11 protein-coding genes are annotated in these 12,548 nt (G+C 28.5%); 8 read left to right on the top strand and 3 right to left on the bottom strand.

The genetic code is table 11. The features are described 5' to 3' along the window. Window positions 1-6: 6 nt before the first annotated feature. The 8 genes from NLO413_RS00280 (at window position 7) to ccmE (ending at window position 7,440) form a co-directional block, all read left to right on the top strand. Window positions 7-450: a 6,7-dimethyl-8-ribityllumazine synthase gene (locus NLO413_RS00280; protein WP_045808573.1), complete on the top strand. Its 444-nt coding sequence runs from the start codon at window positions 7-9 to the stop codon at window positions 448-450. Between the two features lie 4 nt (window positions 451-454). Next, window positions 455-979 carry a transcription antitermination factor NusB gene (gene nusB / locus NLO413_RS00275; protein ID WP_045808572.1) on the top strand — a complete coding sequence of 175 codons (525 nt, stop codon included), beginning with the start codon at window positions 455-457 and terminating at the stop codon, window positions 977-979. A gap of 25 nt (window positions 980-1,004) precedes the next feature. Next, window positions 1,005-3,869, top strand: coding sequence for an excinuclease ABC subunit UvrA (gene uvrA, locus NLO413_RS00270; RefSeq protein ID WP_045808571.1), 2,865 nt, complete (start codon window positions 1,005-1,007; stop codon window positions 3,867-3,869). 394 nt (window positions 3,870-4,263) lie between these two features. Beyond that, complete coding sequence (ndhC, locus tag NLO413_RS00265; protein WP_045808570.1) at window positions 4,264-4,626, top strand: NADH-quinone oxidoreductase subunit A; 363 nt, start codon at window positions 4,264-4,266, stop codon at window positions 4,624-4,626. Window positions 4,627-4,630: 4 nt separating this feature from the next. Then, on the top strand, window positions 4,631-5,137 hold the full coding sequence (locus NLO413_RS00260) for a NuoB/complex I 20 kDa subunit family protein (protein WP_045808569.1): 507 nt from the start codon (window positions 4,631-4,633) through the stop codon (window positions 5,135-5,137). A 175-nt stretch (window positions 5,138-5,312) separates the two neighbouring features. Further along, a complete protein-coding gene (locus NLO413_RS00255; protein ID WP_410517980.1) occupies window positions 5,313-5,864 on the top strand; it encodes an NADH-quinone oxidoreductase subunit C in 552 nt (183 codons plus the stop codon). Window positions 5,865-6,147: 283 nt separating this feature from the next. Continuing rightward, complete coding sequence (surE, locus tag NLO413_RS00250; protein WP_045808567.1) at window positions 6,148-6,909, top strand: 5'/3'-nucleotidase SurE; 762 nt, start codon at window positions 6,148-6,150, stop codon at window positions 6,907-6,909. 111 nt (window positions 6,910-7,020) lie between these two features. Next, a complete protein-coding gene (gene ccmE / locus NLO413_RS00245) occupies window positions 7,021-7,440 on the top strand; it encodes a cytochrome c maturation protein CcmE (protein WP_045808566.1) in 420 nt (139 codons plus the stop codon). A 622-nt stretch (window positions 7,441-8,062) separates the two neighbouring features. Here ccmE and pyrF read toward each other — a convergent pair. The 3 genes from pyrF to leuS all read right to left on the bottom strand — a co-directional run bounded on the left by pyrF (window position 8,063) and on the right by leuS (window position 12,434). After that, window positions 8,063-8,746 (bottom strand): orotidine-5'-phosphate decarboxylase, encoded by a 684-nt coding sequence (gene pyrF, locus NLO413_RS00240; RefSeq protein ID WP_045808565.1) that lies wholly within the window; start codon window positions 8,744-8,746, stop codon window positions 8,063-8,065. Then, window positions 8,739-9,521, bottom strand: a complete 783-nt coding sequence (locus tag NLO413_RS00235) for a TatD family hydrolase (protein ID WP_045808564.1) — start codon at window positions 9,519-9,521, stop codon at window positions 8,739-8,741. Before NLO413_RS00235 ends, pyrF begins: the two co-directional genes overlap by 8 nt. 429 nt (window positions 9,522-9,950) lie before the next feature. Continuing rightward, window positions 9,951-12,434, bottom strand: coding sequence for a leucine--tRNA ligase (leuS, locus tag NLO413_RS00230; RefSeq protein ID WP_045808563.1), 2,484 nt, complete (start codon window positions 12,432-12,434; stop codon window positions 9,951-9,953). Window positions 12,435-12,548 lie beyond the last annotated feature (114 nt).

The raw sequence follows: 12,548 nt of genomic DNA, 5'->3' as shown, positions 1-12,548 counted from the left end.
ATATATATGGATAATATAAAATTATTAATTGTTGTTGCAGACTGTTACCCAGAAATTTCAGATTATATGTTAGATGGTGCAATTACACAAATTAACCTTCATCATACTAGCGTGACCTACGATATAATTCACGTACCTGGATCGTTTGAAATACCTGCAGCAATTATATTTGCTATTATGAGTGATCGATACAAATATGACGGATATATAGCTTTAGGATGCATTATTAAAGGATCTACAGATCATCATCACTATATATCAAATAGTGTATCTATGTCACTTGGTGAAATTGCTATACAACATGCAGTACCTTTAGGATTTGGAATCATTACTACTAACACATTAGACTTAGCAATAGAAAGAGCTGATAAAAACAAAATAAATATTGGTGGAAAAGCAGCAGCAGCAGCATTAAGAATGACAGAATTACACAAAAAATTTTTAAGTTAAAACCATGCAAAAGGATAAAATATCATGGCACTCTCAAAAAACTGCAGCCAGATTTCTTGCAGTACAGGGAGTATATTCCATGATGTTTATTAACTACTCTCATATAGATATCAAAAACTTAATTGACTATTTGAATGAAATGCAAGAAGTACTAAATTTAGTAAAAGCAGACAATAAACTCTTATTAAAAATATTAGAAATGACCATCGATCACTCTTCTAGCATAGATAACATAATATCAAAATATCTTAACGAAAAATGGTCTATGGAAAGGTTAAATTTAATTAGTTTAGCTATTATAAAAGCTGCCATATGTGAATTAATATGCTGCAACATTGATACAGGAATTATAATTAATGAATATGTAAATATTGCTTCGTGTATACTTGATGATGCAGAAGTTAACTTTGTTAATGCCATGCTAAACAAAATAAAACTAATACGATCAACTAATAGTCTCAATATACACAATAATGATATATTAAATAACAATTTAGCTAATCAATCTATACATATTAACCCGCTATAGGCATTTTTTTATGGTAATTTTATAAATGAATAATTTTATATGTATACGCAATGCAAAAGAGCATAATCTTGATAACATTAATTTAGATTTACCTAAAAATAGTTTAATTGTTATAACTGGAGTTAGTGGTTCTGGTAAATCCAGTCTTGCATTTGATACAATATATGCTGAAGGACAAAGAAAATACGTAGAGGGTTTATCCTCATATGCACGACAATTTTTAGACTTATGCCCAAAGCCAGATGTAGAATCAATAACCGGTCTTTCACCCGCAATATCAATAAATCAAAAATCATCTTCCAAAAACCCACGTTCAACCGTATCAACAATTACTGAAATTTACGATTACTTACGTTTAATGTACGCTAAAATAGGTATTCCATATTCCCCAATAACTGGAAAGTCTATATCTAAACAATCAGTTTCTCAAATTATAGATCATATTCTTAACTTACCTACAGGAACACAAATTTATATATTAGGAATGATTGTAAAAGATAAAAAGGGAGAATATTTTAAGGAAATATACTATGCAAAAAAGCAGGGATATAACCTATTAAAAATCAAAAATAAAATATATGATATTAACAATATCCCACAATTAGATAAAAATAAAAAAAACACCATTTATGTAGTTGTTGATGAAATATCAATTACAGAAAACAGGATTAACCGTATTTCTAGTAGTGTTGAAAGTGCATTAAAAATTGGCAAAGGGGTAATATATATTGAAATAGTAAGTTTACCAAAAGATTATTCTGATACAAAGTATAGTAATAATCAAATTTTAGTTTTTTCAGAATATTTTGCATGTCCTGAAACAGGATTTTCTATTAATGAAATAGAACCAAGATTATTTTCGTTTAACACCATTCATGGATCTTGTAAATATTGTTCTGGATTAGGTAAAAATTTTACTACCGATATCAATCTTGTTATACCTAATGAACATCTTTCTATATCTCAAGGTGCTATACACCCTATAGGACCTATAAACCCATCAAGTATATATTACAAATCTCAGAATACCATAAATTTCAGCAGTTACTATGCATCAATAATTATATCATTATCAAAATTACTAAAATTTGATCTTTCAGTTCCATGGAAACAATTACCAGATTCAATTAAAAATATTATATTATATGGTAGAGAAAACACTAATAATGCAGCAATAAATAACAACTCTGACTTTAAAGGAATAATAAATATTATAAATAATAAATCGGATCTCTCAACTGAAAAAATATATGAAAAATATTCTACTATTAACACATGTAGTCATTGTAATGGACTTAGATTATCACCAGAAGCATTATCAGTAAAAATAGATAATAAGAATATTGGTGAATTATCTTTATTATCAATTGATGAAGCAATATTATGGTGCACAAACCTCCCATCTAAGCTTACTAATCAACATAAATCTATTGCTTGTAAATTATTAGACGAAATAATAAAAAGACTTACTTTCCTACAAAACGTAGGATTAGGATACCTTACTCTTGATCGCGAAGCCAAAACTCTATCTGGAGGAGAAAGTCAAAGAATAAAATTAGCATCACAAATTGGTTCCGGATTAACAGGAGTTTTATATGTATTAGATGAGCCATCCATAGGACTACATCAGCGCGATAATATGCTGCTAATTAACACATTAAAAAGTCTTAGAGATTTAGGTAATACAGTAATAGTAGTTGAGCATGATGACGAAACTATGCTAAATGCAGATTACATTGTAGATATAGGCCCTGGAGCAGGGCCACATGGAGGAAAATTAATAGCCCAAGGAACTCTAAGCGATATCATTCATAGTCCTAATAGTATCACAGGACAATATCTAAGTCACAAAAAAGTGATACCCCTGTTCAAAAAAAATAAAACTTTTCATCAATGGATTGAAATCAATGAAGCTTGCCAAAATAATTTACGTAATATTAATGTAAAAATTCCCGTTGGTGCATTCACATGTGTTACTGGAGTATCAGGTAGTGGAAAATCAAGTTTAATAACTAATACCCTATACAAGTATGCTATGAATAAATTACACAATACACATTACTATGATACAGGATGTAAATCAATATTAGGGCTAGAAAATATAGATAAAGTAATAGAAATTAATCAATCACCCATTGGAAAAACCCCTTTATCAAATCCTGCAACCTACATAGGTCTTTTTACACATATTAGAACATGGTTTGCAGGATTACCATTATCTAAGGCAAGAGGATATAATATCAGTAGGTTTTCCTTCAATACAAAAGGTGGAAGATGTGAAGCATGTAAAGGAGATGGGTACATAAAAATAGAAATGCACTTTTTACCAGATATATACGTTAAATGTGATGAATGTAAAGGATTAAGGTATAACAGAGAAACTTTAGAAGTTACATATAAAAACAAGTCTATAGCTGATGTATTAAATATGACAGTTGATCAGTCAGCAGAATTTTTCAGTAATTTACCCATAATAAAAGAAAAACTTACATCTTTACAAAGTGTAGGGATGGGATACATTAAAATAGGACAATCTTCTACTACACTTTCAGGCGGAGAAGCACAACGTATCAAACTGTCTAAAGAACTATCTAAACGATCAACAGGTAGCACCTTATATATATTAGATGAACCAACTACTGGATTACATCTCGACGATATAAAAAATCTATTACATGTTTTACATAAATTATCTGACTTAGGAAATACTGTAATAGTAATCGAGCATAATTTACATGTCATCAAGACTGCTGAATACATAATTGACATAGGCCCAGGTAGTGGAAAAAATGGAGGAGAAGTAGTAGCTTATGGATCTCCAGAAGAAATTGTAACAAAATTTCCCCAAAGTTTTACAAGTCAGTACCTTAAACCTTATCTTAAAATATAGCCAAGCTATAATTTTTTGATTATGTTTTAATGTATAAAATTTTTACTACTTTATATAGTACTTAGTTAATACAAAAGAAATTTTTTTTGTGTTTATGTTATCAATATAAGAAAAATAAAAGGCTAGTATTTATTAATGCTAATAATAAAAAACATAGGCTCTATACCTAAAGTTAATAAGTATATTATATTATTTATAGTATATAAATATCTCAAGTAATAAAAAACTACTTTTTATCTGTATTACTCATTTATACTTAACATTTATTATGACAAACTAGATTTACACACGATACATAGCCTTTTACAATTTTATATAAAATTATTAATAATTGACATATAAAAAAAAATTTGTAAAATTACCCTTAGCTTTTAACACTAAGAAGTACAAGTAAATGCTTACAGTTCATGAGTACTTGCCTTTGCTAATTTTTCTACTTATTGCTGGCTTTATATCGTGCTTATTTACAGTATTACCAATGTTCTTAGCAAGCAGTAGTTTTACTTTTGAAAAGTTATCTCCCTATGAATGCGGATTTAATCCTGCTGGAAGCTCAAGAAAAATATTTAATGTTAGATTTTATCTAGTTGCAATATTGTTTGTTATATTTGATCTTGAAGTTGCATTTCTATTCCCTTGGTCTGTATGCTTATCTAGTATTGGAGAAAATGGATTTTGGTCCATGATTATCTTCCTATCTATACTTACAGTTGGATTTATTTATGAATGGAATAAGGGTGCATTAGAGTGGGAATAAACTAATGAAAAAACAATATATAAACTTGCAAGAAGAGTTTTGGAAAAATTATAATAATCAAGGATTTATAATAACAAAATTTTCTGACTTAACACAATACATAGTAAAGTGGGCACGTTCTGGTTCATTATGGCCAATGACCTTCGGCCTTGCTTGCTGCGCTGTTGAAATGATGCATACAGCTGCAAGTCGTTACGACTTAGATAGGTATGGTGTTATGTTTAGAGCAAGTCCAAGACAAGCAGATGTTATGATTGTAGCAGGAACTCTTACTAATAAAATGGCTCCTGCCTTACGTAAAGTATATGATCAAATGACGGATCCAAAATATGTCATCTCAATGGGAAGCTGTGCCAATGGAGGAGGATATTATCATTATTCATATTCCGTAGTGAGAGGATGCGATAGAATTGTACCTGTAGATATATATGTACCAGGGTGTCCCCCAACAGCAGAAGCACTGTTATATGGAATTCTATGTTTACAACGTAAGATCATTCGTAAAAAATAAGAAGCAGTTTTTACTCACTACCACCAAATACTATACCATAAATATTTTATTTCATAGGTTTTTGCAAAATTCACTATAAATTAAAATAATAATCACTATTTAACAATAAAATTTAGTATTATAATGTGCATAAATAATATAAAATTTAAAATTACAAGGTACAACAATGTCCATCATTAACGAGTTTCTTAATTATATTAATACATCCTTAAATCAGGACTGTAAGTTAAGAAATGATGGTATATTAGAAATACAATTAACTAACAAATCACTATATGATAATATTTTATTGTTACGTGATGACCATAAAACTAGGTGTAAGATCTTAACAGATGTTTTCGCTGTTGATTATCCAGATAGAGACTTAAGATTTGAGTTGCTATATATGCTTATAAGTATTTATTACAACATTAGAATTTGTTGTAAAGTGTCACTAAACAAAGGTGATCATGTTCCATCAATCACTCAAATTTTCAGTACTGCAGAATGGTTTGAAAGAGAGGTATTTGATATGTATGGTATCATTTTTGATAATCATCCTGATTTACGTAGAATACTAACAGATTATGGGTTTCATGGACATCCTATGTTAAAAGACTTTCCATTAAGTGGGTACACAGAAGTAAAGTATGATGTAGCTACACAATCTGTTATATATCAACCTGTAAACTTATCTCAAGATTTTCGTAACTTTGATTTTTTATCCCCGTGGAAAGGACAAAAATAATTTTCATATAATATAGCTATTCAAAATAAATTTTAAATCACATATAAAATTAATCATTTTATAACTTATTAAATCCCTAAGCGGAGTTTACTATTAATAACAAATATATTTCTGGCCAATATCCTGAAAAGTACATTAACAAGATACAATGTTTTCCTATTTACAGATATTCCTGTAAATGCCTTGCAATTAGAAGCAAACTTTATTACTATGTTTTTATAGTTTATAAGAAATCATCTAATACATTACATTATTAGCCAGTGATTTTTTTAAGGATGTAAATATGAAGATATTACTAACAAATGATGATGGATTTTATGCCGAGGGAATTAAGGTTTTACAAGAAATTGTTTCAAATATTGCATCAAAAATATGGATAATTGCTCCTGCTGAGAATTATAGTAGAGCAAGCAGGTCCATAAGTTTAAATATACCAATAAACACACAGAAAATCAGAGAAAATGAGTTCATAGTGCACGGGACTCCTGCAGAAAGTGTTTTTATAGGCCTACGAAAAATTATAAATGAAACACCAGACCTTATTCTGTCAGGTATCAATCATGGATCAAATGTTGGCAATGATATAATGTATTCTGGTACAATAGGCGCAGCAATAGAAGGAGCTGTAATGAATATCCCCTCAATTGCCATTAGCCAAGAATATCAAGATCAAACTATCAAATGGGACAATTCAAGAAAATTTTTACCAGGTATTATTAATCAGTTAATGCATTCTCCTCATTGGACACAATCGACTACTATCAGCATCAATATACCATGTGGAAATGTAAAAGGTATTCAATTCGTTAAGCAAGGAGCATATTTTTCATGTAATAAAATAGATACTACACAAAATGCTAATAATAGCCAGTCGTATATCATACGTGAAATTTCACCAAAAAATCAACATGATAAGCTCAATAATGGAAGTGCTGTATCACTATATAATGGTTATATAGCTATAACACCTATTAATACCGATATGACAGATTATAAAGTATTAGATTCTTTAACCAAACTTAATGGTAATCAATTATGTATATAACGTACTTAATTCTTGCTTATTCCATAAGCTTATTAACACTTTTTTGCCTCAGTATTATTATAGTTACGGGTTATTTAAGTAGTAAAAAAACACTAGATAAAATTACCAAAAATGAAACAAAAATATAAAAGATTACTATTTACAATAACATCTTTTACTACTTTTGGAATTGTAATATTAGTAATCTTAGCTCAACTTAAAGGTAATATTTCTTTTTTTTATACAATAGATGAAGCATTATCTCAAAAAATGATCAATAATAAAAATAACTTTCGTATTGGCGGGTTAGTTGTAAAAGGTAGCGTGAAAAAAAATAATGATACTATTACATTTAATATAACAGACTCAAAAAGAGAGCTTACAGTAATATATCAAGGAATATTACCACCATTATTTCTAGAAGGAAGCGGTATTGTTGCAAAAGGGTATATAAACAATGGTATATTTATAGCTCAAGAAATACTAGCAAAACATGATGAAAATTATATGCCAAAAAAATATAAACTTTCAACTAACAATAAAAAAAGCTAAACATATTAAAAATGTACATTTTTTTTATATTTATAAATTAACAACAAACTTATAATTTTCAAAAGTTTTTAATTTCAAAACAATATATAATCACAGCTTTTCTCAAAAAAAAGATGTAAAAATATTCCCTTAAAAATATAAACAATAAATCTACACTTTATATTGTGTAATTTATTAAAAAAAATTACACATATTACTATAAATTATATAAAACGATAATACAAAAAGTATTTCTCTCTTTACTAAATCAGTATTTCATAAAATACTAAATCATATTGAATACTTCACTAAGTATAATATATAAATACGCAGTCATCTTATTACTAAACATACAATATAACCTTACTAAAAATAGTATTGTTCTTCTTTATATTTACCCATACATACTTAAAAAAGTTTTTAAGCAGATCAAGTAACTTACTATTCAGATTATTTAATAATAAACATCATGATATTCTACCATTCAAGTAGATATAAATTATTATTACTAAAATTCATAGCAATACATTCTTTAATTATAAAAAATATAAATTTTTACTTTAAACAGTAACCACAACATAAAAAATGTAATATTACAGTATATATATCATAAGATATTTGATTACAAATACTTACAATTAAGTTAGCTATATATATTGTTTAATATACTTTCTATAGCATAGACCGGATTATTACTTTGAGTAATTGGACGGCCTATTACTAAATAATTCGCACCATCCAACATTACTGTTTTAGGAATGCTAACTCTCTTTTGATCACCACTGTCCCCTGTCATACGAATACCAGGTACTATTAACTTTAAATCGCAATATTTTTGACGTATCTTTTTAACTTCATGAGCGGAGCAAACTACTCCTTTTAATCCAGAATCAACTGCTAGCTTTACCAAAGAACTTACATGTGCTCTCGTACTTTGATAAATCCCTATATCCTTTAAATCATTGTCATTCATACTTGTTAATACAGTTACACCGATTAATAAAATATTGCTATCAATTAATACATCGATCGATCTAACTATCATCTCTTTTCCGCCACTAATATGTATAGTTATCATTTTTATATTAAGATCTTTTAGTACATAAATAGCTTTCGAAACAGTATTTGGAATATCATGAAGTTTCAAATCTAAAAATATAGGAATATCCAACTGTGAAAGCACTTTTATACCCGATATTCCATGAGCAATAAAAAACTCTAATCCCAACTTTATCATAGATACTTTATCTTTTATCAATTTTGCTAATTGAATTGCATAGTCTATATTTGCTGTATCTAAAGCACATATAATAGGATTATCAAGCATTATAATCTAATAAACATTTGTGAAATAATCTAAAAAAGTTTTCAGTAGTAATCCTACTAACATCATCAGCACTTTTATTATAAAGCTTGGATAGACACTCAACAACAAGCTTTGTCATTGCAGGATGATTTTTTTGACCTCTATAAGGTTCAGGACATAAAAATGGAGAATCTGTTTCAACTAACACTTGTTTTAAAGGTACAATTTTTGCTATTTCTTGTAATTCTGCAGCGTTTTTAAAGGTTAATATACCTGAAAAAGAAATATACAATCCTAAATCTATAGCTCGCATAGCAAGATCTTTTGATGATGCAAAACAGTGCATGACTCCTTTAAATTCTTTTAATTTCATTTCTGATGTTAAAACTTCTTTCATTCTTATATCAGCATTTCTTGAATGAATAATAACCGGTAAATCTGTTGTACGAGCAGCATTAATATGCACTATAAAGTTTTCTTCTTGTTTATCAGCTGCACTATACTTATAAAAATCTAATCCTGTTTCACCTATCCCTATAACTTTTTTATGACTTGTTAAATCAACTAATTTTTCTACAGAAATATATTCTCCTTCTGCGCTATTAGAAGGATGTACACCAACGGAAGCATATACCTGCCTATACTTATTTGCAATATCTAGCAAGTCAGGAAACTCACTAATAGTAGTACAAACCGTCTGCATTAATAAAACATTATTTTTCTCTGCTTTATCTATAATGCATTGAATTTCATCACAGGAAAAATAATTCAAATGACAATGTGAATCTACTATCATAATACTAAATTTAAAAAAATATCACAGTTGTTACTAATTGTATACTGTTTATACAGTAAATAACTAACTATTAGGTAAAATAGTAAATAAATTCACTACATCATTTATATGAAGTATACAAGCTTTATATGTAAATCAATCATAAATAACATAAAAAAACTAGCTAAAGTATTAAAAATTTCTCAAAATTCAACAAAAAAGCATTTCATTACTCAAATACTATTGTACGTAATAAATATTCTTATTCAAGATTATAATCTCTCCCTATATTTGAATCATTGATGTAACACGTTATAATCTTCATCATTTTAATATAATCATAATATAAATACTATATATCGCATACATATATTCCACTATACTTATTACAGTACTACTAATACACTCTAAAATTGACACATAACCTCTATAAGTGCTTATATAAATATATTATTTAGTTATAATATTGACTACTTTGTTAGGTATTACATAAACATTTTTTATTTCTTTATTGACAATTTTATATTTAGCTGCATTCAAAGAAATTTCTTTTAACGTTTCGTGGTCAGTATTGGAAGTAACTGTTAATGCTTTACAGAACTTTCCGTCTACTTGAACAACAATTGTTATATTATCATTTATCAATAACTTCATGTTAACAGTAGGCCACTTTTGATTACACAACATTTCACCTCCACCTATTACTTCCCATAATTTTTCTGAAACATGAGGAATAAATGGTTCTATTACCCTTAGTAAAATACATACCCCTTCATTTATTACTGAATAAGAAATAGATTTTTCTTCTATCATAGAGAAAACAACATTTGTCATTTCTCTGCACCTTGCAATAACACAGTTTAACCGGTAATGCTGAAAGTCATTATTAATGTCATACAGTATTTTATGTATACGAGAAAGATACTCTAATTCTTGATTTTCAACCGCACTATTATCAAATTTAGTATTAATTTTATCATTAGTGCTTATAACATCCCATAAACGATTAATATATTTCCAACTTCCCTTTATTCCTTCATCTGACCATTCAATATCACGTTCAATAGGAGTATCTGATAAAACAAAAAGCCGCGCTGCATCGGCCCCATATTTTTTGATAATTTCGTAAGGATCAATAATATTTTTTTTAGATTTGCTCATTTTCTCTGATCTTCCAGTCAAAACATATTCACCTTTGCGAATCATTTCTTTAGCTTCTTCAGGGAATAAATAATTACCATTTTTATCTTGATAAGTAGCATGACATACCATACCTTGAGTAATTAAAGTAGAAAATGGCTCTTTAATATTAAAGTATCCACATTGAGTCAATATTCTACAAAAAAATCTTGAATACAATAAATGTAAAATTGCATGTTCTATTCCACCTATATAACAATTTACTGGCAATATCTTATTACATGCTTCGTTGTCTATTTTATGATTAGTTCCACAAAATGCAGCAAAGTACCAAGAAGACTCAAAGAAAGTATCAAAAGTGTCTGTTTCACGTTCAGCATTTGCCCCACATGTAGGACATTTAACATATTTCCATGTAGGATGATTGGCTATAGGGTTTCCTGTTTTACTAAAATCTACATCCTCTGGCAATGTAACCGGTAAATCTTTTTTATCTACCGGAACTATACCACACTGCTCACAGTATATAATAGGAATAGGACATCCCCAATAACGCTGTCTAGATATCCCCCAATCATGTAACTTATAATTCACAGTATATTTGCATTTACCCATCGATTCAAGCCTTGTAATAATACTTTCTCTTGCATTATTAACCGTCATCCCATTTAAAAATTCAGAATTACCTAAAATTCCACTTCCTACATAAGCTTCTTTCTCAACATCAACAATATTATTATCAATAGGAAAAATAACCTGAATAATTGGCAAGTTATATTTTACAGCAAATTCAAAATCTCTCCTATCATGAGCTGGACACCCAAATATTGCTCCAGTCCCATAATCTGACAGCACAAAATTAACAGCATAAACAGGTAACAATTTATCTAATAAAGGATGTTTAACTAATAATCCCGTATTAACCCCTATTTTATCTTCCTTATCTAAGATTTTACATGAAATCTGAGTAATATTACGAATATTTTTAATAACATTTAAATCTTTTACCAACTCTAAAATATTATGATCAACTGACACTGCACAAAATGATGCTCCAAATAGTGTATGTGGCATAGTAGTAAAAATTTCTAGGTCTGTATTATAATCCATTACCTCAAATTTTATTGTAACACCTTCAGATTTACCAATCCACCTTTCTTGCATTAATTTTACTTTTTCTGGCCATTCTTTCAAATTTTTAAGGTCATTTAACAGTTCTTCTGCATAATCAGTAATTCTTAAAAACCATTGCGATAATTTACGCTTTTCAACTAAAGCCCCAGATCTCCATCCTTTACCGTCTATAACCTGTTCATTAGCCAAAGTAGTTTTATCTATAGGATCCCAATTCACCCATGATTCTTTACGATAAGCCAACCCAGAATGTAAAAAATCAAGAAAAAATTCTTGTTCATACTTATAATATTCTTGATTACAAGTTGACAATTCCCTATCCCAATTATAAGACAATCCTATAGATTTCAGTTGCTTACGCATGTTATTAATATTACCTTCAGTCCATTCTCTAGGATGAATGCCATAAGAGAGAGCTGCATTCTCTGCTGGTAGTCCAAATGCATCCCATCCTATAGGATGTAAAACATTAAACCCACAAGCATTCTTATACCTAGAAATAACATCACCAATTGTATAATTACGTAGATGTCCCATATGTATATTACCTGAAGGATAAGGAAACATTTCTAAAATATAATAATCAATTTCCTGATTTTTAATGTCAAAATTCCATTTATTCTGAATCTCTTTTTCAGTTGTCTCAAAATCATAATTCATTATCAATCTCGCATCATTTTTATACCTTATTATACATAAATAGTGTAGCTATTTTAATATACTACACGCAACATATACTTATAATATAACTTGTAAAAAATATATTTTATAAAA

This window comes from Candidatus Neoehrlichia procyonis str. RAC413, from assembly GCF_000964795.1.
Taxonomy (GTDB): domain Bacteria; phylum Pseudomonadota; class Alphaproteobacteria; order Rickettsiales; family Anaplasmataceae; genus Neoehrlichia; species Neoehrlichia procyonis.
This window is presented reverse-complemented; position numbering and strand designations above follow the sequence as displayed.

Coding starts and splice junctions, on each gene's coding strand:
- NLO413_RS00280 (WP_045808573.1), top strand. CDS start 7: ATGGATAATATAAAATTATTAATTGTTGTTGCAGACTGTTACCCAGAA.
- nusB (WP_045808572.1), top strand. CDS start 455: ATGCAAAAGGATAAAATATCATGGCACTCTCAAAAAACTGCAGCCAGA.
- uvrA (WP_045808571.1), top strand. CDS start 1,005: ATGAATAATTTTATATGTATACGCAATGCAAAAGAGCATAATCTTGAT.
- ndhC (WP_045808570.1), top strand. CDS start 4,264: ATGCTTACAGTTCATGAGTACTTGCCTTTGCTAATTTTTCTACTTATT.
- NLO413_RS00260 (WP_045808569.1), top strand. CDS start 4,631: ATGAAAAAACAATATATAAACTTGCAAGAAGAGTTTTGGAAAAATTAT.
- surE (WP_045808567.1), top strand. CDS start 6,148: ATGAAGATATTACTAACAAATGATGATGGATTTTATGCCGAGGGAATT.
- ccmE (WP_045808566.1), top strand. CDS start 7,021: ATGAAACAAAAATATAAAAGATTACTATTTACAATAACATCTTTTACT.
- pyrF (WP_045808565.1), bottom strand. CDS start 8,746: ATGCTTGATAATCCTATTATATGTGCTTTAGATACAGCAAATATAGAC.
- NLO413_RS00235 (WP_045808564.1), bottom strand. CDS start 9,521: ATGATAGTAGATTCACATTGTCATTTGAATTATTTTTCCTGTGATGAA.
- leuS (WP_045808563.1), bottom strand. CDS start 12,434: ATGAATTATGATTTTGAGACAACTGAAAAAGAGATTCAGAATAAATGG.